18 protein-coding genes and 1 tRNA gene are annotated in these 19,325 nt (G+C 71.5%); 14 read left to right on the top strand and 5 right to left on the bottom strand.

Annotated features, from left to right (window positions below; genetic code table 11):
• Positions 1-23: 23 nt before the first annotated feature.
• From AB0C87_RS12970 to AB0C87_RS12980, 3 genes are read right to left on the bottom strand one after another with little or no spacing between them, the layout of a single operon-like run.
• Entirely contained in the window at positions 24-1,535 is a 1,512-nt protein-coding gene (locus AB0C87_RS12970; protein WP_360577507.1) for a cobyric acid synthase, read from the bottom strand.
• A complete protein-coding gene (locus tag AB0C87_RS12975; RefSeq protein ID WP_360577509.1) occupies positions 1,532-2,437 on the bottom strand; it encodes a cobalamin biosynthesis protein in 906 nt (301 codons plus the stop codon). The genes AB0C87_RS12970 and AB0C87_RS12975 overlap by 4 nt, the downstream gene beginning before the upstream one ends.
• Positions 2,412-3,200: a phosphotransferase gene (locus AB0C87_RS12980; protein ID WP_360577510.1), complete on the bottom strand. Its 789-nt coding sequence runs from the start codon at positions 3,198-3,200 to the stop codon at positions 2,412-2,414. The genes AB0C87_RS12975 and AB0C87_RS12980 overlap by 26 nt, the downstream gene beginning before the upstream one ends.
• A gap of 105 nt (positions 3,201-3,305) precedes the next feature.
• Between AB0C87_RS12980 and AB0C87_RS12985 the strand changes: the two genes are divergently transcribed.
• Positions 3,306-3,382: transfer RNA gene (locus AB0C87_RS12985), tRNA-Arg, on the top strand.
• Between the two features lie 68 nt (positions 3,383-3,450).
• On the opposite strand, the gene AB0C87_RS12990 is transcribed toward AB0C87_RS12985, so the two are convergent.
• A complete protein-coding gene (locus tag AB0C87_RS12990) occupies positions 3,451-4,710 on the bottom strand; it encodes an MFS transporter (RefSeq protein ID WP_360577512.1) in 1,260 nt (419 codons plus the stop codon).
• A 255-nt stretch (positions 4,711-4,965) separates the two neighbouring features.
• On the opposite strand from AB0C87_RS12990, the gene AB0C87_RS12995 reads away from it, so the two are divergent.
• The 13 genes from AB0C87_RS12995 (at position 4,966) to AB0C87_RS13055 (ending at position 18,475) form a co-directional block, all read left to right on the top strand.
• Entirely contained in the window at positions 4,966-6,132 is a 1,167-nt protein-coding gene (locus tag AB0C87_RS12995; RefSeq protein ID WP_360577514.1) for a cytochrome P450, read from the top strand.
• Between the two features lie 226 nt (positions 6,133-6,358).
• The gene (locus AB0C87_RS13000) at positions 6,359-7,891 is read left to right on the top strand and encodes a M28 family peptidase (RefSeq protein ID WP_360577516.1); all 1,533 of its coding nucleotides are present in this window, start codon (positions 6,359-6,361) and stop codon (positions 7,889-7,891) included.
• On the top strand, positions 7,888-8,964 hold the full coding sequence (locus AB0C87_RS13005) for an aspartyl/asparaginyl beta-hydroxylase domain-containing protein (RefSeq protein ID WP_360577518.1): 1,077 nt from the start codon (positions 7,888-7,890) through the stop codon (positions 8,962-8,964). Before AB0C87_RS13000 ends, AB0C87_RS13005 begins: the two co-directional genes overlap by 4 nt.
• 5 nt (positions 8,965-8,969) lie before the next feature.
• Complete coding sequence (locus AB0C87_RS13010; RefSeq protein ID WP_345175856.1) at positions 8,970-9,743, top strand: class I SAM-dependent methyltransferase; 774 nt, start codon at positions 8,970-8,972, stop codon at positions 9,741-9,743.
• Positions 9,744-9,785: 42 nt separating this feature from the next.
• Positions 9,786-10,529: a sulfotransferase family protein gene (locus AB0C87_RS13015; RefSeq protein ID WP_345175858.1), complete on the top strand. Its 744-nt coding sequence runs from the start codon at positions 9,786-9,788 to the stop codon at positions 10,527-10,529.
• Positions 10,530-11,179: 650 nt separating this feature from the next.
• Complete coding sequence (locus AB0C87_RS13020) at positions 11,180-11,743, top strand: sigma-70 family RNA polymerase sigma factor (RefSeq protein WP_360577520.1); 564 nt, start codon at positions 11,180-11,182, stop codon at positions 11,741-11,743.
• Position 11,744: 1 nt separating this feature from the next.
• Positions 11,745-12,752 (top strand): hypothetical protein, encoded by a 1,008-nt coding sequence (locus AB0C87_RS13025; protein WP_360577522.1) that lies wholly within the window; start codon positions 11,745-11,747, stop codon positions 12,750-12,752.
• Positions 12,753-12,787: 35 nt separating this feature from the next.
• Positions 12,788-13,009 carry a DUF397 domain-containing protein gene (locus tag AB0C87_RS13030; protein WP_360577525.1) on the top strand — a complete coding sequence of 74 codons (222 nt, stop codon included), beginning with the start codon at positions 12,788-12,790 and terminating at the stop codon, positions 13,007-13,009.
• A 178-nt stretch (positions 13,010-13,187) separates the two neighbouring features.
• Positions 13,188-14,615 (top strand): PLP-dependent aminotransferase family protein, encoded by a 1,428-nt coding sequence (locus AB0C87_RS13035; RefSeq protein ID WP_345175867.1) that lies wholly within the window; start codon positions 13,188-13,190, stop codon positions 14,613-14,615.
• Between the two features lie 92 nt (positions 14,616-14,707).
• Positions 14,708-15,487, top strand: a complete 780-nt coding sequence (locus AB0C87_RS13040) for an ABC transporter permease (protein WP_345175869.1) — start codon at positions 14,708-14,710, stop codon at positions 15,485-15,487.
• Positions 15,488-15,523: 36 nt separating this feature from the next.
• Positions 15,524-16,567 (top strand): glycine betaine ABC transporter substrate-binding protein, encoded by a 1,044-nt coding sequence (locus tag AB0C87_RS13045; RefSeq protein ID WP_353830982.1) that lies wholly within the window; start codon positions 15,524-15,526, stop codon positions 16,565-16,567.
• Positions 16,551-17,339: an ATP-binding cassette domain-containing protein gene (locus tag AB0C87_RS13050; protein WP_353830983.1), complete on the top strand. Its 789-nt coding sequence runs from the start codon at positions 16,551-16,553 to the stop codon at positions 17,337-17,339. Before AB0C87_RS13045 ends, AB0C87_RS13050 begins: the two co-directional genes overlap by 17 nt.
• 32 nt (positions 17,340-17,371) lie before the next feature.
• Positions 17,372-18,475 (top strand): LLM class flavin-dependent oxidoreductase, encoded by a 1,104-nt coding sequence (locus AB0C87_RS13055; protein WP_360577528.1) that lies wholly within the window; start codon positions 17,372-17,374, stop codon positions 18,473-18,475.
• Between the two features lie 38 nt (positions 18,476-18,513).
• Here the strand turns inward: AB0C87_RS13055 and AB0C87_RS13060 are convergent, their stop codons facing one another.
• Positions 18,514-19,044 carry a carbonic anhydrase gene (locus AB0C87_RS13060; protein WP_360577529.1) on the bottom strand — a complete coding sequence of 177 codons (531 nt, stop codon included), beginning with the start codon at positions 19,042-19,044 and terminating at the stop codon, positions 18,514-18,516.
• Positions 19,045-19,325: the final 281 nt, after the last annotated feature.

A 19,325-nucleotide genomic window follows, 5' to 3' on the forward strand; every position in this document is an offset into this window, starting at 1 on the left:
GTGCGCCTGTGTTCACGAGTGGATCACCCTACCCCCGCCGAGGGCGGCGCCGGGGCTCCGCCGGGCGGGACGACGGGCAGGCCCCCCGGCGCGCCGCCCTCGATGATCCGCCACAGGGCCCCGGTGTCCATGTGCTCCTCGACGAGGTCGCCGAGCGCGTCCAGGGTCGCCTCCCTCAGCGCCCCGAAGGACACGTCCGGGGCCGGGACGAACCGCCTCTCCGCCGTCCGGGCGACGTCCGCGAGGAACGCCCTGCGGAAGCCGTCGTTCTCCATCGCGCCATGCCAGGTCGTCCCCCACACGGCGCCTTTCCGGCACCCGTCGAGGAACGGCTCCCCCTCCGCGCTCACGATGCCGTGATGGATCTCGTAGGCGTTCACGGTCTCCCCGTAGGCGCTTCCGGTGGGCCGCCCGAGGGTCTTCTCCTTCTTGAACTCGACCTTCGCAGGAAGGAGACCGAGCCCTCTCGCTCTCCCCTCCTTTGACTCGACACCGTCCACGATCTCTTCGGCCAGCATCTGGTAGCCGCCGCAGATCCCGAGGACCGGCCGCCCCTCCTCGGCCCTCCTGCGGATCTCGTCGGCCATTCCCCGGTCGCGGAGCCACGCCAGATCGGCGACCGTGGCCCGGGTCCCCGGAAGCACCACCAGGTCGGCCTCGGCCAGGTCGCCGGCACTCGCCGCGTACCGGACGACGACGCCGGGCTCGCAGGCCAGGGCGTCCATGTCCGTGAAGTTGGAGATGCGCGGGAACCGGACGACGGCGATGCGCAGCGTCTCCTTCCCGTAAGGCCCTTTCGCGTCGGGCCTCGGCGCGTCCAAGGCCAGGGTGTCCTCAGAATCGAGATACAGGCCCAGTCTCCAGGGCAGCACCCCCAGCGTCGGGCGCCCGGTGAGCATCGCGAGCTGCTCCAGCCCCGGCGCGAGAAGCTCCCGCGCCCCCCGGAACTTGTTGATGACGAATCCGGAGATCAGCGCCTGGTCGGCGGGCTCCAGCAAGGCGACCGTGCCGTAGAGCGACGCGAAGACACCGCCCCGGTCGATGTCGCCGACCACCACCACCGGCAGGTTCGCGGCCCGGGCCAGCCCCATGTTGACGATGTCGCCGCCCCGCAGATTGATCTCGGCGGGACTCCCGGCCCCCTCGCACACCACCACGTCGTACCTGGCCCGCAACTCCTCAAGGCACTCCAGCACGACGCCCTTGAGCCGCTCCTTGTGCGCCCCGTACTGAAGCGCGTCGACCTCCGCCACGGGCTTCCCCAGCACCACGACCTGGCTTCTGCGGTCGCTTCCCGGCTTGAGCAGCACCGGATTCATCAGCGCCGCGGGCTCCACCCCCGCGGCCTGCGCCTGCATGTACTGCGCCCGCCCGATCTCCGCCCCGTCGCTCGTCACCATCGAGTTCAGCGACATGTTCTGGGCCTTGAACGGCGCGACCTTCACCCCCTGCCGCGCCAGCCACCGGCACAGCCCCGCGGTGACGACGCTCTTCCCCGCGTCCGAGGTGGTCCCCGCCACCAGAAGCCCGCTCACCGCACACTCCAGACCACGGCCGCCGCCGCGAACGTCACCGCCGCCGAAAGCCGGACGGCCCTCCGGATGTCCCTGACCTCGGGCGCCCGCCCGTCCCCCATCTCGGGCCGCCGCTCGACCCGTCCGCCATAGGCGTTGGCGCCGCCCAGCCTCACCCCGAGCGCCCCGGCGAAAGCGGCCTCGCACCGTCCCGCGTTGGGACTCGGATGCTTCGCCCCGTCCCGGCGCAGAACCCGCCAGGCCTCCCGCCCCGAGCACAGGGCGACCAGTCCCCCGGTGATCCTCGCCGGAACCCAGTTCGCTACATCGTCCAACCGCGCCGCCGCCCACCCGAACCGCTCGTACTTCGGACTCCGATACCCGACCATGGCGTCGAGCGTGTTCACGGCCCGGTACATGAGCAGCCCCGGAATGCCCGCCACCGCTCCCCACACCAGAGGCGCGATGGACGCGTCCGACGTGTTCTCGGCCACCGACTCCACCACCGCACGGCTCAGATCGCGAGCATCCAACCCCCGCGGATCCCGGGCGCACAGATGGGAAAGCCGCTCCCTGGCCGCCTCCACGTCGCCCCGCTCCAGCACCCGCGCCATGTAGAGCCCTTCACGCCCCAGCGACGTCCCGCCGAGCACGGCCCAGGTGACCCCGGCGGTAACAAGACAGTGCACTACGGGCCGCCGGCTCGCCCGCTCAAGCGCAACCCCCAAGACCCCGGCGCCCCCCACCAGGGCCCCGACATAGACCGCACCCCGCCAGCGCAAGTCCCCATAGACCCAGCGCTCGACCCCGGACGCCACCCGACCGAAACCTGCCACGGGATGCCACCGCTTCGGGTCCCCGAAGAGAGCGTCCAGCGCGACCCCGAGAACCAGCCCCTCACCAGAGACGCGCATCGAGCTCATCCCAGTGCCGCTCCAGCCAGTCCTGCGCCCGCCGTATCCGGGGCCCGGCGCCTCCCTGCCAGATCCGCGCCCATCCCCCACCGCGTTCCGCCCTCCCCCGCATCGCCCGATAGGACCGCTCGAACCGCACCCGCGCCGCCGGCAGCACCTCCCGCCGCCGCTCCCGGTCCAACCCGTAGGCATCGCAGAAGATCCGCAGCCTGCGCCCCACGTCCACCCCGTAGAGCACGGCGTCCCGATCGGCCGGATCCTCGATCGGCCCCCAGTGCCGCAACGCCGTGACCACGTCGAACACCCGCGTGGTGGGCCGCGCCAGATCGAAGTCGATCAGAGCGACCGGCCGCCCGCCCCGGAAGACCACGTTCTCCGGCGTCACATCGCAGTGCCCGATGACCTCGGGCTCCCCGTCCACGTTGGACGTCTCCGCGTCCCACGGCGCCCCCACCGGCGCCTCGTACGACGCGACCGCGTCGTGGTACCGCCTCAGCAGCCGCCCCACGTCCCGCAGCACGTCCTCCGAGACGACGGACGCCGCCAACGGCCGCTGCGGCACCTCCCCGGGCACCCAGCTGAGCACCTCCCGCCCCAGCTCATCGACCCCCAGCACCCGCGGCGCCTCGAACCCCACGTCCTCCAGGTGCCGCAGCAGCCCGTGTACCGCCGGACTGTGCGCCCTCAGCGGCCGCCGCACCGTCTCCCCGACCCGCACCACACCCTCCGACACGGCCCCACCGGAGAGCGGCATCTCAATGTTCACCGCCACAGCACCCCAAGATAGGACCCCCGCCCCAGCGGTAAGGCCGTTATAGATGTGGAGCCGGACGACGTGCACCCTTACACTGTGTCCCGGCGTCCCGCCGGGCGCCGAGCGCCCGTAGCTCAGCTGGACAGAGCATCGGACTTCTAATCCGACGGTCGCGGGTTCGAATCCTGCCGGGCGCGCCACACCCTCACCCGCGCGAACGCCATCTCCGGGCGACGCGGGCGACAGGGCAGATGACCGCGGTGCCGCGCTACTTAGTGCCCGGCGAGGGAACCGAGGGGTCGGGTTGCGGGGGTGCCGGGTCGGGGTCTTCGTGGGGAGGGGGCTGCGGCTTGGGGTCGGCCGGGACGCGGACCAGCCAGGCGGCGCACACGGCGGTGACCGCGGCCATCAGGACCAGCAGGACCCGGTAGTCGACGACGAGCGACAGTGCTGCGCCGAGGGCGATGGAGACGGTCTGCGGGGTGCTGATGACGCCCATCGCCGCGGTCAGCGCCCGGCCGCGCAGGGCGTCGGGCGTTCGCCGCTGCACCGCCATGACCAGGCCGACGGTCGTCCAGCACATGCCGAAGCCGAAAAGGAACGCGCCCACCGCCACCGGGGGGATTGCGGGCGCCAGGTAGACCAAGGACGCGATAGTCACCAGGGCGATGCCCAGCATCACCGTGCGCAGGTCGCCGACGCGGCGGATGGCGGCGCCCGCCGCCAGGCCGGCGCAGACCGCGCCCGCGCCCTGCACACTGCTCAGCACGCCGACGAACGCGGGAGCGCGGTGAAGCCCGTCGTCGACGATGGAGAAGATGAGAGTCTGGGAGAAGCCCGTCACCAGCATGGCCAGGCCCAGTGCGCCCACCAGCGTGCGCAGAGGCGTGGACCGGTAGATGTGGTGCAGGCCCGAGAGCACCTCTTCGCGCAGTTCCAGTGCGCCGGTGACGTGACGCTGGTCGCCAGGCGCCCGGATGAGCCACACGCATACCGCGGCCGCCAGGAACGTGGCCGCGTCCAGTAGAGCCACTACGTGGCCGCCCGCCACCGTGAACAACGCCGCGCCAAAGAGGGGGGCCAGCAGCTTCACGCCGTCGGCGGAGGTCTGCAGGAGGCCATTGGCGTCGGGGAGCGCGTCCTCGTCCACGATCGCAGTGACGAGGGCGGCCTGGGTGGCGGTGATGACCACGCCGGCGATGCCGTAGCAGAGGATGATCGCGTACAGCATCCAGACCTGGCCCTCGCCGCGCACCAGCAGGCTGAGCAGCATGACGCCCGCCATCACCAGGTTGGTCACGATGAAGATCTGGCGCCGCGGGAACCTGTCGATGAGCACCCCGGCGAACGGGGCGAACAGGAACGGCAGGGCGACGAAGAAGAACGCGCCGCCCGCCGCGGCATTGCTGCCGGTCAGCTCCTTCACCCAGATACCGAAGGCAATGATGAGCGCCCGGTCGCCCAGGGTCGACAAGGTCTGACCGATGATCAGGAGCCGGAACCCACGATTGGTCAGCAGAACCCTCACGGGCGACCTCCTCGGCGGCGAGGCAGAACTACAAGACCATGCCATATCGGCGCGTTCGGGGATATGGACGTGCGGTGGCCGGATCCGGCGCTCGGCAATTCGGCCGCGCCCATTTACGATCAGTAAAGATCATGTGTCGGACGATCAATCGGACACCTGAGCGACAGCGCCGTCGTCCTCCCGGCCACCCCTACGGGATGCGGCGAACGGGGCATGAGGCCGCTCGCCGGTAGCCGTCCGTGCGAGGAGGTCGATATGTCGGAGGCGCCGGTCGCGGACCCCGCCGCGGGACTCGCAGAGCCCGCGGCGCTCCTGGATCCCTACTCCCTCTTCGGCCGCCTGCGCGAGAGCGCGCCCGTCTACCGCAGCACCTTCCTCGACTCGTGGGTGATGACCAGGTACGACGACTGCGCCGCGGTGCTGCGCGACACGGAGTCGTTCGCCTCGGACTGGCGCCGGATCGGCGAGGCCGTACCGGAGCCGTTGCTGAGCATCCAGTCACTCGACCCGCCCGAGCACACGGCCATCCGGCACTTCATGGTGGACGCGGTCCGCGGTCTCGACCCGGGCATGCTGCGCGAGCGCATCGCCGCGCAGGTCCGCGCCCGAGCCGAGCGGCTGCGCGCGGCCGGGGAGTTCGACTGCGTGTCCGACCTCACCGCGCCACTCGCGCTGGACACCATCACCGCGGTGCTCGGGGTGCCGCCCATCGACGCCGCGTGGTTCCTGCCCGTGTCGCAGACGGTCGTGGACGGCATGGACGCCGGGATCTGGCCCGAGACCGCCGAACCCGCCGTGCGAGCCCGCGCCGAGCTGGCCGAATACACCGGCCGGTGGCTGGACGATCCACCGGCGGACGGGCTGGTGGCGCATGTGGCGGCCAAGGCGCCCGGCTCCGGGATCGCGCGCCCGGTGCTGCTGAACACGCTGCGCGCCGTCCTGCACGCCGGGTTCGAATCGGCGGGGCGGCTGCTCAGCAACGCTCTGGTCGTCCTGCTGAGCGGGCCGGACACTTTGGCACGTTTCACCCAAGCTGACCCGGCACTCGCGGTGGAGGAACTGGTCCGGTACGTGACGCCGGTGCAGGCCGACGGGCGGGCGTGCGTACGGGAGACGCGCGTCGGCGGCCATGTCGTCGCGCCCGGCGAAGCGGTGACGCTGCTCCTGGCCGCCGCGAACCGGGATCCGGCCAAGTTCGCCGAGCCCGACGAGCTGGACTTCGCCCGCCATCCCAACCCGCATCTGGGGTTCGGCCGGGGCGCCCACTCGTGCCTCGGGCAGTCGCTGGCGGTCCTCCAGGCACAGGTCGTCCTCGGCCTGCTCGCGACCGAGTTCCCGGGAATCCGCCTTGCCGGCGAGCCCGTCTACCACCGGAACCTCACGCTGCGAGGCGTGGCTCGACTCAGAGTCCGCCTCGGCTGACCGACCTCAGATCCCTCGTGACAGAAAGGAGGTGGCACTATGCGTTACCTCCACTGAGTGACATAGGCGGGTGCCCGGCATAGCGGGGCGCGCTTCCAACCTGCCACGTTATGCCGGGCATTCATAATTCACTGCGCGGCCGGTCTCAGAGGCTCTGCACATATCAACCTGGGTTTCTGTCTCTCGCCATCACACGATTTCCTCTGGAGCGCTGATGAGGGTGTTTGTGCGCACGAAAACCGCCTTGGTGACCGGCCTCGTCACCATGACGGCCACCATCCTTTCGACCGCTCCACCGTCCGCCGTTTCCCACGCCGCCGCGGCCTCGGCGTCCGCCCACGTGGCGGCAGGTCGTCCGGACGGTGAGTCCGGGGAGCCGTGGCTGGCGCGGCTGCTGGCGGGGTCCACCCGCGGCAGCGACGCGTGGCGGCACCTGCGTGTCCTCGACCGGATCGCCGCACGGAACGGCGGAGTGCGCGCCACCGGCACGCCGGGGTTCGAGGACTCCGCGCGCTACGCCGCCAAGGTGCTCACCGCCGCCGGCTACCGCGTCCACCAGCAGCAGGTGCCGTACACCGACTATCAGGTCGACGCGGAGAGCGCGGCGGTGACCGCTCCCGCCGCCCGGCAGGTGCGCGCGCTGGTCATGCGCTGGTCGCCCGTCACCCCGCCCGGCGGTCTCGACGCCCACCTCGTCGTGCCCCGGGCCACGGCGGGCGACGCCGCCGGATGCTCCGCCGCCGACTACGACGGGCTGCCCGTGGCCGGGTCCATCGTGCTCGTACGGCGCGGATCCTGCGGCTACACGGCACAGCAACGCGTCGCCGCCGGGCTCGGCGCGCGGGCGATGCTGATCTACCTGGCCACGCCGAGTCCGAACAACATCTACCGGCTGCACGCGTTCGACCCGAAGGCGTTCACCATCCCGGTGGCCAGCGTCACGCAGGCGCAGGCCGAACAGCTCGCCCAGGAAACCGCGCAGCACCAGGTGCGGCTGCGGCTCGACCTGCGCGGGCACGCGGTCGCGGGAGTCACCACCAACCTGTTCGCCGAGACGCGCGGCGGCGACGACCGCACCGTCATGGCCGGCGCCCATCTGGACAGCGTGACCGAGGCGCCCGGCATCAACGACAACGCCGCCGCGGCCGCCGCGCTGATGGCGACCGCGCTGCGGCTGGCTCCCCACCAGGACAAGGTGCGCCACAAGGTCCGGTTCGCGCTGTGGGGGGCCGAGGAGCTCATCGACATCGGCTCCAACTACTACGTGCGCACCCTGCCACCGGCCGAACGCGCCAAGATCGCGCTCTACCTCAACTTCGAGCTGATCGCCGCTCCGAACGGGGTGCGGTTCGTCCTCGACGGGGACGCGAGCGAGCAGCCGCCGGGCACCCCGCCGGGCCCGGCGGGCTCGCAGGTCGTGGAGAAGGTCTTCAAGGACTACTTCGACCACGCCGGGCTCCCCTACGAGAGCCACGACCTGCGGGCCGTCGGCTCCGACCACGAGCCGTTCGTGGCCGCGGGCATCCCGGTCGGCGGCCTGAACGGCGGCGTCCTCGGGGTCAAGACCCCCGCGCAGGCGGCGCGGTTCGGCGGGGAGGCCGGGCAGCTGTACGACCCCTGCTACCACCAGCCGTGCGACACGATCGGCAACCTCGACCGCCGGGCTCTCGGCGAGAACGTGCCCGCCATCGCGTGGGCCGTGGGCCGCTTCGCCCTCGACGTCTCCGACCTGCCCGCCCCCCAGGAGCAGCGACCATGACGACGCACCACCAGGCCATCGAATCGCCGACGGACCCGCCCGCCGCCTACCCGCCGTCCTCGCCGATGGGGCTCAGCTTCGACGCCGACGCGCTGCGCGCCGACCTCGACCGGCTGCGGCACCGGCAGTGGCGCGCCCAGCGCGCCTACAGCCAGGACGGCGCCGCCACGGAGTCCGGCGTGGACTGGCGCATCCTGCCGCTGCGCAGCGTCGGCGGCGATCCGGTGCGGACCGACCCGGGCGGCGCGGGCCTGACCGACTTCGCCGACACCCCGTGGCTGGCCGAAGCCCCGGCCCTCGCCCAGGTCATCGACGCCCTGCCGGCGCCGGTCCGGGGCGTACGGCTGATCGCCCTGGGCGCGGGCGCGACCGTGCACGAGCACCGCGACTACAAGTACGGGTTCGAACGCGGGCTCCTGCGGCTGCATGTGCCGATCGACACCAACCCGGACGCCGTCGTGGTCATCGACGGCGTGTCCGAGCACTGGACGGCGGGACGGTTGTGGTTCGGCGACTTCGGCCGAAGGCACTACGTGGCGAACGGCGGGGACCGCGCTCGGGTGCACATGGTGCTCGATTGCCTGGTCAGCCGCGAGGTCGTCGGGTTGCTGCCGGACGAGTTCCTGGAGCTGCTGCCGCTGAGCGAGGTGATGTTCGCCCGCGAACCGGTGCCGCTGACCGCGTCCGACCGCGACCGGCTGTGCTGCCGGTTCCGGCTGCCGGGCGACTTCGCGCAGTGGTCGGAGGAGGAGGTCGAGGCCAGGCCCGACAGCGACGCCGCGGTCCTCGTGCACGAGGACCGGCTCGTCCTCGCCGTCGACGGCGAGCCCGCCTTCGGCCTGGTGCATCTCGGGCTGGGCGAGTTCCGCCTCAGCGGCTGGAGCGAGGAACGCACCATCGCCATCGAGTCCACCGGCCAGGTGCGGATCAGGGAACGCGCCGGCCGCGCCCTCCGCGAGTGGACACGCCCCGCGCAGTTCGTCCAGGACGGTCGGACGACGTCGGCCGCGCGCGACCGTCTGACGATGCTCCCCCCTTCCGAGCTTCCCCCTTCCGACCAGACAGGCAGGTGACTCGCATGTCCTCCCCCGCCCGGGTCGCTCCGCTCGGCACCGACCCGTACGCCTTCCAGCCCGGTTACTACGACCTCTTCCGCGCCTCCCGCGGAGAGGGCGCCCTCCCCGACCCCCGGTTCTTCGCCGACCGCGCACCCCGGGGCGGCCACGCGCTGGAGATCGGCGCGGGCACCGGCCGGATCACGCTGGCCGTGGCCGAGCGGGCCGCCACCGTCCTGTGCCTGGAGCGGTCCGCCACCATGCGCGCGGTGCTGCTGGCCAAGCTCGCCGAACGCCCGCACCTGCGCCCCCGCGTCACCGTGCTCGACCGCGCGGCGCCCCACTTCGACCTGGCCCGCCGCTTCGACTTCGTGTACCTGGCTGGCGTGCTGGAGCACGTGCCGCACCCCGAACGGCCCGCGCTCTTCGATGCGATCGCCGAACATCTGGCCGAGGACGGCGAGGTGGCGATGGACATGGTGCTGTCAGAACCCGTACCGGACTGGCCCGAGCACGTCGCCGACGAGGCCGTCCTCGGCGACTGCCGGTACGAGATGTCCTGCGAGGCGCGGCCCGACGGCGACGACCAGGCGCACCTGCGGTTCGTCTACCGCACGTACTACCAGGGCGATGTGGTGGCGACCGAAGTGGTGGAACGCGCCCACTACCTGCATCGGCCGGACGCCGTCATCGCCGACCTGGCGGCGGTCGGGCTCACCCCGACGGCCGGAACCGCCCTCCACCCCGTCGCCAACGGCGAAGACCCCGGGACTCTGGTCGCCCGCCGTACGACCTGACCGGCCTGAGACGTCATCCACTTCATCCTGAGGAGAGTTCGCGTGCAGGTCATCGGCGTCGGTTTGCTCCGAACTGGTACGACTTCACTCGCTTTGGCACTCGACCGGCTCGGGTACGGCCCGTGCTACAACATGCGGGTCCTGAACGCCGAGCCTGAGCGGGCCGCCGACTGGGCCGCCGCGATGGACGGTGGGACGGTGGACTGGGGGAAGGTGTTCGCGGGCTACGGCTGCGCCGTCGGCTCGCCGACCACCGCGTTCTGGCGCGACATCGTCGACGCGTTCCCGGACGCCAAGGTGGTGCTCAACGTCCGCGATCCGCAACGCTGGTACGACAGCGCCGCGCAGACCATGGCCGCCGTGCTCGCCAAGCCGCCGCTCCTGGTGCGGGTGCTGAGCTGGCGAGGCCCGCGCCGGCCCGACCCCGAAGCGGAGGTCCTCGACCGCGTCCAGCGGACGACGTGGCATCGCGAGATCGGCGGGCCGTTCGGCGACCGTGCGGAGATGGCCGAGAGATTCGAGCGGCACGTCGCCGAGGTGAAGGCGCACGTGCCCGAAGACCGGCTGCTGGTGTTCGAGGTCAAGGACGGATGGGCGCCGCTGTGCGCCTTCCTCGGCGTACCTGTCCCCGACGAGCCGTTCCCCCGGGAGAACGACGCGGCCACGTTCAAACGCCGCCAGCGGCAGGCCCTGAAGAGAACCCTGGCCCCCCGGATCCTCGCCACCACCGCGATCGCGACCGGCGCCGCGATCACCTGGGCAGTACACCGCAAGCTTCACAGGTAACCCGAAGGGCCCCGTCCCCAAGCGCCGGGGACGCCGGGTCCGCACTGATCAGCTTCTTCACGAAGCCCTGGTCCCCCCGCGTGTGGGGGTGATCCGCTGGACCTTCGATCCGACGTGTGATCTTCCGGCTGGATCGGATACCAGACGGCCGCTCCCATCGCGCTCGCCGTACTGCTGTAGCCACCTCAGTGCGGACGACGTCGGCCCCTGAGCCGCGAGACCTCGCGTGGAGAGATGACGCGGGGGTACTCGCGTTCGCGCTGACCTGCGCCAAGGCCGGCGAGCACCATTCTGCTGGAGATTCCGCGGGCCGATCCCCCCCGACCCGGCGGCGCGCCGCCCGGGCCAGTCCATTCGCGGTGACCACCCGCCCGTGCGCCGGAGTTCCGAACCGGACATCTCCCCTTCCCTCGTCTGGCGAACAGTTATGTCCGGTTTGAACAGGAAGCAGAGATCGCCCGGCTCTGCACCCTCGGACCATCCCGGACCGAGGGGCTAATCGAGGCAAAGAGGCCTCACCTCTCTTTGCTCTCATTTCTGTGCAGCAGTGCCTTTTCGCAAAAGATCTTGTGCGGCACGCCGTCCGTCCGGCCGTCCTCGACACTCTTTACGAGTGGTTGCCATCCACTTAGGAGAAACGAGATCCAGCGATGCTGCGCAGAAACTGGCGTGGACAGGAGGTAGTCGACGAAAATGCCGTCTTCCGACATGTCCTGGACGTCGCCGACAAGGCGGCCAGAGGACTCGGCCTGACCGCGCATCAGGCCGAGGACATCGCGTCCACCGTTGCGGAGTCGTTGTGCAAACGAAGCGGCACCCTCATGCAGATCGTCAAGGAGGGCCGCGACCCGAAAGCCTACGTCCGGCGGACGGCCCGCAACGAGTGCGTCAACTACTTCCAGCGCAAGGAGCACGACCGGAGGGTCCACGACTCCCTCGTGCACAGCTTGAACGCGCTGAAAGACGCCGCCGGCAAAGTTCCGGACACCTCGACGCGCGTCGCCGACAAGGTGACGCTCCAGCAGGCGATGGGAGGACTGCCCCGCGAACTGCTCGTGATCGTAATAATGAAATTCTACGAGGACATGCCCCTGTCGGGCATATCCGCGGAGCTCGGTGTTCCCCATGGAACCGTGAAGAGCCGTTATCTGAGGGCGCTCAGGCAATTGAGAGAAGCGATCCAGGGCGACGGGCCTCACGCGGAGGTGGAATGAGATGGGATATCCAGAACCGGATCAAGACTTCGAACGACTGCTCAAGGCCATGGCCGCGAAGGAGATGCGGGCCTGCCCGCCCGACCCCGGCAGAGAGCGCGCGGCTCTGAAGCGCTTCCGGCGCCGGATGCGCGCCCACCGCGCAGCCGAACGCCGCACGCGGCTCGCCGCCGCGCTGCGCGGCCTTCCGCCGCACCTCCTTCCCTCGGGAGTGGGTCCGCGGGTCGCGCTCGTCATCGTCGTGGTCGTGCTCCTGATCGGCACGGTCGCCGTCCTGGGCCTGGCCTCACCGGCGGACGGGCCCGCCGGGAAGCCCGGCATGGCGGCCCGGGAACCCGTGCCGGGGCGACAGGGACCGTCCAGACCCTCGATGCGGCCCACCGGAGCGCGGAAAGGGACCGTCGAGACGTCGCTGTCGGGCCGGACGATCGTCGACGGCACGAGGCGCCCCGCGAGCCCTTCCCCGCAGACGGCGGCGGACCCTGCGGCCGGGACATGGATCGTCATGGGAAAGACCATTCTCCACACCCGCGAAATCCTCCTGATGACGAAACCCGGACCGGTGGAGGTCACCGCCACGGTGAGCGCCCTGAACACCGGGAAGCCCTGTGAATGGACGGTCTCCGCCGGCCCGTCGCGCAGCACGCGGAAACCGGCGACGACCGGACCCACCCTCGTCACCTTCGCCGTGCCGACGCCGGCAAACAAGATCACATTGGGCGTCAGGCACGACTCGTCCGGCCCGGGCACCGGGGCGGAGGTCTGCACGATGGCGAACATCCTCGTCAAGGAGCGGCCGTCGCCGTCCCCGCCATCGCGCCCGGTCGGCAGATCAGGCACACGCGGCAAGCCGGATCACCCCCGGCGCCGCACCAAGGGGTCGGCGGTCACCGCGACGCGGACCCCGGCCCCCGCACCATCGCCCACGCGATCCGTGGTTCCGCCGTCCGCGCCGCCCACCACCGAAACGCCGAGCCCGGCACCGGTGTCGCCCAGCGCATCACCCTGACAGAGCCCCCACTGACAGAGAGGACGTCCCCCCACGTGGAGAAGGCAGCAGAGTGCCCGCCACCGGACACCGCCTTTCGCAAGAGCAGCCGTTCCGGCGGCGAGAGCAACTGTGTCGAACTGGCTCCGATCCCCGGTGGCGCCATCGCCATCCGCGACAGCAAGGCCCCGGACCACGGCCTGCTGGCCGTCACCGCCGGACAGTTCACTGAACTTCGCGACCGCATCAGGAAGGGAGCCCTGGATCTTCGTCCCTGACCCGAACCCCTGAGGGCCTCGCCTCCCCGCGAGGCCCTCAGGTCCCCCACCGGCCACGACGCGGCGATGCCCTGCTGCTCCTGCGACGGCCGGAGGGCGCCGGGGACCCCGGCGGGGGTCGTGGGGTGGGGCTTTAGGGTGGCGCGGTGTGGGGTTGTTTCCGGTTGCGGACGGCGGAGTGGACGAGCCGCTCTATCGGCGGGTGCGGCGGGGGCTTGAGGAGGCCATCGTCGCCGGGCGGTTCGAGGACGGGCGGCTGCCGTCCTCCCGCGAACTGGCCGTCGAGCTGGGCGTGTCGCGCAATACCGTCAACCAGGCGTACCAGGAGCTGGTCACCGACGGCTTCGTGATCGCGCGGTCGCGGTCGGGCCACGTCGTCAACGACGAGATGGCCGTGCGCCCGGCGGCGCGTCCGGCGGTGCCGGCGGCGCCTCGCTGGCTGGACCGGCTGGCTCCGCCGCCGGGTTGCGCCGAACTGCCGCACATCCGCAAGCCGGCGGATTGGGACGCTTACCGGTATCCGTTCGTCACCGGGCACCTGCCGCCCGAGACGTTCCCCGAGCGCGCGTGGCTGCGCTGCCTCAAGGAGGCGCTGCGGCCCGAGCACCGGCGCCACAGCCTTCAGGACGGCATCGACGCCGACGATCCGCTGCTGGTCGAGATGATCTGCAAGCAGATCCTCGCGGGCCGGGGCGTCGCCGCGACCCCCGACCGGGTCCTGGTCACCATCGGTTCCCAGCAGGCGCTGCACCTGGTCGCCACCGCCCTGGTGCAGACGGGGACACGGGTCCTGGTCGAGAACCCGGGCTATCCGGACGCCCGGCACATCCTCGCCCGCGCCGGGGCGCGGCTGGTCGCCGGGGACGTGGACGACAGCGGCCTCATCGTCGACGAGCAGCTCCTGGACGTCGGGATGGTCGTCACCACGCCGACCCATCACTACCCCTCGAACGTCACGATGAGCGGCCGGCGCAGGCAGCGGCTCGTCGCGCTCGCCCGCGAGCGGAACATCGTGGTGGTCGAGGACGACTACGACAGCGAGCTGCGCTTCGTCGGCAGGGCGTCCCCGGCGCTCGCCTCGCTCGACCCCGACGCGGTCGTCTACCTCGGCAGCTTCTCGAAGTTCCTGGCTCCGGGCCTGAGGCTGGGGTTCGTGCACGGCCCGCCCGCTCTGATCGAGCACCTGCGGGACCTGCGCCGTTACACCGTCCGGCACCCGTCCGGGCACCAGCAGCGCGCCCTGGGCCTGCTGATCGCCTCCGGCGAGTACCGGCGCGGTGTGCGGCATCTGCGCGACGCGCTGCGGCTGCGCTGGGAGGAGGCGGTCGGCGCCGTGCGGCGGCACCTGCCCGACTGGGCGATGCGTCCGCGTGCGGGCGGGGTCAGCGTCTGGATCGGCGGGCCGTACGGGCTGGACACGCGCGAGCTCGCCGCCCGCGTCGCGGCGCGCGGCGTGCTCATCGAGCCCGGCGACACGTTCTTCTACGCCCCGCCGGTGCCCAGGCACTGGATCAAGCTGGGGTTCGGCGCGATCGACCCCGCGCGGATCGACTCCGGGATCGCGCTGCTCGCCGAGGAGGCGGACCGCATGGCATCTGGTACCTGAGGATCACTCGGAACTGGCTCTTTGCAGGGCACCACGCGACCAATACCATCCTTTTCCGACTGATTTGATCTGGAAAGTGGGGTGCAGGGAAGGTGGCGCGAGCCCTGGTGCTGAGGGCCGGCGGGGTGCTGGCCCTCCTGGCCGTCTGGTGGGCCGTCGCGGCCGCGCACCTCTGGTCGGAGGTGTTCGTCCCGCCGCCCGGCGCGGTCTGGCACCAGCTGGTCCAGACGTCCACCACGCACGACGGGGTGCGCGGTTACAGCGGCCACATGCTGTACGAGCACCTGGGGGTAAGCCTGCGCCGCATCCTGCTGGGAAGCCTGTACGGCGTGGCGGGCGGGATCGTGCTCGGCCTGGTCATCGGCCTGGTGCCGACCGTGCGGGCGCTGCTCGGGCCGCTCGTGACGTTCGTGCGCACGCTGCCTCCGCTGGCCTACTTCAGCCTGCTGATCATCTGGTTCGGGATCGACGAGGCGCCCAAGGTGACGCTGCTGTTCGTCGCCGCCCTGCCACCGGTCGCCGTGGCGACCGCCGAGGCCGTGCGGGGGGTGCACGAGGACTATGTCTTCGCCGCCCGGTCCCTCGGGGCGCGCCGGTGGCAGATCCCGCTGAACATCGTGCTGCCCTCCGCCCTGCCCGAGATCATCACCGGCGTCCGGGTCGCCGTCGGCGTCGCCTACACCACCGTCGTCGCCGCCGAGACGGTCAACGGGGTGCCCGGCATCGGCGGCATGATCCGCGACGCCCAGCGCTACAACCAGACCGACGTCGTCGTGCTCGGGCTGCTGGCCATCGGCGCCTCCGGCCTGCTCATCGACGCCCTGCTGCAACTGGCCGAACGCCGCCTCGTCCCCTGGCGCGGCAAGTCCTGACCCCCTGCGAGACCTGAAGAAGCAAGAGGTACGACCTTGAAGAAGACCTACGGACTCGTCCTCGCCGCGCTCTGCCTCGGGCTTGCCGCCTGCTCCTCCGGCACCGGCGCGAGCAAGGCGGCCGCCGGCGGCGTCAACGGCGACGGCACCCCGAAGACGCTGCGGATCGGCTACCAGCTCATCCCGAACGGGGACCTGGTCGTCAAGGACCGGAGATGGCTGGAGGAGGCGCTGCCCGACACCAAGATCACCTGGTCCAGGTTCGACTCCGGCGGGGACGTGAACACCGCGATGATCGCCGGTTCGCTCGACATCGGGCTGGCCGGGTCCAGCCCGGTGACCAAGGGCCTGTCGGCCCCGCTGAACATCCGCTACAAGGTGCCGTGGATCTTCGACGTGATCGGCGAGAACGAGGCGCTGGTGGCGCGCGAGGCCGCGTCGGTCGCGGCGCTCCGGGGCAAGAAGATCGCCACGCCGTTCTCCTCGACCTCCCACTACAGCCTGCTGGCCGCGCTGCGCGACGCCGGGCTCGCCGAGTCCGACGTCAAGATCATTGACCTGGAGCCGCAGGACGTCCAGGCCGCCTGGCAGCGCGGCGACATCGACGCCGCGTACGTGTGGACGCCGGTGCTCGGCACGCTGGAGAAGACCGGCAAGGTCCTCGTCACCAGCAAGGAGCTGGCCGCCAAGGGCCAGGTGACCGCCGACCTCGCCGTGGTGCGCACCGAGTTCGCCGACAGGTACCCGAAGGCCCTGACCACCTGGCTGCGGCAGCAGGACCGGGCGGTCAAGCTGATCCGCGGCGACAAGGCAGGCGCGGCCGCCTCCGTCGGACGCCAGCTCAACCTGCCCCCCGCCGAGGCCGCGCGCCAGATCGACCAGCTCATCCTGCTGGACGGCGCGCAGCAGGCCGGGCCGGAGTACCTGGGCACGGCTGCCAAGCCCGGCGCGTTCGCGCAGAACCTCCACAGCGCCGCCCAGTTCCTCAAGGCGCAGAACCAGCTCCCCTCGATCCCGGCCTTGAGCGTCTTCCAGAAGGGCCTGGCCACCAAGGAACTCGGCGATGCCTTCCCCAGCTGATCCCGCGGTCTCCCTCCGGAACGTCTCGCTGGTGTTCGGCGGCGGGCGCGGGCTCCTGCGCGACCGCGCCACGGTGCAGGCGTTGCGGGACGTCGACGCCGACATCCCCGCCGGAGAGTTCGTGACCATCGTCGGCCCGTCCGGCTGCGGAAAGAGCACCCTCCTGCGGCTGGTCGCGGGGTTCGCCGAGCCCACCGCCGGAGAGGTCTCCGCGGCCGGCACGCCGGTCACCGGGCCCGGCCCGGATCGCGGCATCGTCTTCCAGCAGCCGCGCCTGTTCCCCTGGCTCAGCGTGCGCCGCAACGTCGAGTTCGGCCTGCGCACCACCCGCACGCCCCGAACGCGGCGCGACGAGCGGGCCGACGAACTCCTGCGGCTCGTCGGCCTCGCCGACGCGGCCTCGCGGCGGCCGTACGAGCTGTCCGGCGGGATGCAGCAACGCGCGGCCATCGCACGGGCGCTGGCGCCCGACCCCGACATCCTCCTGATGGACGAGCCCTTCGCCGCGCTGGACGCCCTCACCAGGGAACGGCTGCAGGAGGAACTGCGCCGCATCTGGCAGCAGACCGGCAAGACCGTCCTGTTCGTCACGCACAGCGTGGACGAGGCCGTTTTCCTCGGCACCCGCGTCATCGTCCTCAGCAAGCGCCCCGGACGGATCGTCCTCGACAAGGCCTCCACGCTGCCCGGCGAGGACGACCCGCACGCGCACCAGGACTTCCTCACGCTGCGCGAAGAGATCGCCGCCGCCGTCCGCGAGGCCGCGGCCTGAAACCCACCACCCTCTCCGCAGGAAGGATCGCCATGCGTCTGCACTGGTTCCTGCCCACGACCGGCGACGGCCACGAGGTCCGGACCGCCATCATGAGCACCGACGCGCACCGCCCGCCGGGGCGGCCGGGCAGCGTGCGCTACCTGACGCAGGTGGCGCGGGCGGCCGAGGACGCCGGGTTCGAGGCGGCCCTCACCCCGGTCGGCGCGGGCTGCCCGGACCCGTGGATCATCTGCGCGGCGGTCGCCCAGCACACCGAACGGCTGAAGATGCTCGTGGCGTTCCGCCCGGGCTTCACCCTGCCGACCCTCCTGGCCCAGCAGGCGCGGGCCTTCCAGGAGATCTCCGGCGGCCGCCTGCTGCTGAACGTCGTCACCGGCGGCGACCCGGTCGAGCAGCGGTCGTACGGGGACTTCCTCGACCACGACGCCCGCTACGCCCGTACCGCCGAGTTCCTCGACGTGCTCCGCCGCACCTGGGCGGGCCGCCGGTACGACTTCCACGGCGAGCACTACGAGATCGAGGACGGCCTGACCGCACCGCTCGACCCGGTCCCGGACGTCTACTTCGGCGGCGCGTCCCCGGCGGCCGAACAGGTCGCGGCCGGCCACGCGGACGTCGCCCTGATGTGGGGCGAACCGCCCGCGGCCGTCGCCGCCCGCGCCGCCCGCCTGCGAGCGCTCGCCGCCGCCGAGGGCCGGCGTCTGCGTCTCGGCATCCGCCTGCACGTCATCGCCCGCGACACCGCCTCGGAGGCATGGGCGGAGGCCGGACGCCTGCTCGCCGGCATGGATCCCGCCCGCATCGAGGCCGCGCAGCGGCGCTTCGCCCGTTTCGACTCGACGGGCCAGCAGCGCATGGCCGCACTGCACGGCGGTTCGGCGAAGGGAGCGGACGCGCGGAGCCTTGAGGTCGCGCCGGGCCTGTGGGCCGGCGTCGGACTGGTGCGCGAGGGCGCCGGGACGGCCCTCGTCGGATCGTACGACGAGGTGGCGGAGCGGATCCGGGAGTATGCCGACCTCGGGATCGAGGAGTTCATCCTCTCCGGCTGGCCCCACCTGGAGGAGGCGTACCGCGTCGGCGAGTACCTCATCCCCCGGCTGGCGCCCCGCCCGGCCGGGCTCGGAGCGGCCTGAGCGACGCGCGGCCCCGCTGACCCGCGGGCCGCCGCGGGTCAGCGGGGCTTGACCTCGCGCAGGCGGCCCGTCTCGACCTCGTACACGAATCCGCGCACCTCGCCGGTGCGCGGGATGAACGGGTCGGCCTTGATCCTGCCGATGGACTGCTGGACGTCCTGGTCCAGGTCAGTGAAAGCCTCGGCCGACCAGTCCGGCTTCAGGCCCACCTCGTCCTGGATGGTGGCCTTGAAGCCGTCGTCGGTGAAGGTGAGCATGCCGCAGTCGGTGTGATGGATCAGCACGATCTCCCGGGTGCCGAGCAGCCGCTGGCTGATGGCCAGGCTGCGGCGCACGTCCGCGGTGACCACTCCACCGGCGTTCCGGATGACGTGGACGTCCCCCTCCGACAGGCCGAGCAGCCCGTAGGGGTTAAGGCGAGCGTCCATGCACGCGACCACCGCCACCCCTTCATCTGCTACAGCGCACGGCCGTGGAAACCGTCGAAGCGGTACGTCACACCTGGCCTTCCCGCCCGGCGGGGTGTAGCGGACGAAAGTGTCTTCCCGTCCCTGCAGCGCGTCATACACGGCCCCTTTCGTAGCCGGGACGGGCGTAGACGATGGCTCGCAGGCGCCAGCGGAGTAGCAGCATCTGAACCTGCTTGAAGCGCGCAAGGTCGCGGGCGGCGTTCAAGGGTCTTGTCATACTCGGCCCGGAACTGGTCTCAATGCGACCGCGGGAGCGCATCGAAGATCGCAACCGGATCCTCTCCGAGCCCTGGCTGCTCCCCTGGGCTCGTCCTCGACAGCAGTGTCAGTCACCTGCCCTCTCCTTGATCACCGGATCCGCTGTTCAGTTAGGCACTCTC

Origin of the sequence: Actinomadura sp. NPDC048021 (assembly GCF_040653135.1) — a bacterium.
In the GTDB taxonomy this organism is placed as follows: Bacteria; Actinomycetota; Actinomycetes; order Streptosporangiales; family Streptosporangiaceae; genus Spirillospora; species Spirillospora verrucosospora.

Coding starts and splice junctions, on each gene's coding strand:
- AB0C87_RS12975 (WP_360577509.1), bottom strand. CDS start 2,437: ATGAGCTCGATGCGCGTCTCTGGTGAGGGGCTGGTTCTCGGGGTCGCG.
- AB0C87_RS12995 (WP_360577514.1), top strand. CDS start 4,966: ATGTCGGAGGCGCCGGTCGCGGACCCCGCCGCGGGACTCGCAGAGCCC.
- AB0C87_RS13005 (WP_360577518.1), top strand. CDS start 7,888: ATGACGACGCACCACCAGGCCATCGAATCGCCGACGGACCCGCCCGCC.
- AB0C87_RS13010 (WP_345175856.1), top strand. CDS start 8,970: ATGTCCTCCCCCGCCCGGGTCGCTCCGCTCGGCACCGACCCGTACGCC.
- AB0C87_RS13020 (WP_360577520.1), top strand. CDS start 11,180: ATGCTGCGCAGAAACTGGCGTGGACAGGAGGTAGTCGACGAAAATGCC.
- AB0C87_RS13025 (WP_360577522.1), top strand. CDS start 11,745: ATGGGATATCCAGAACCGGATCAAGACTTCGAACGACTGCTCAAGGCC.
- AB0C87_RS13050 (WP_353830983.1), top strand. CDS start 16,551: ATGCCTTCCCCAGCTGATCCCGCGGTCTCCCTCCGGAACGTCTCGCTG.
- AB0C87_RS13055 (WP_360577528.1), top strand. CDS start 17,372: ATGCGTCTGCACTGGTTCCTGCCCACGACCGGCGACGGCCACGAGGTC.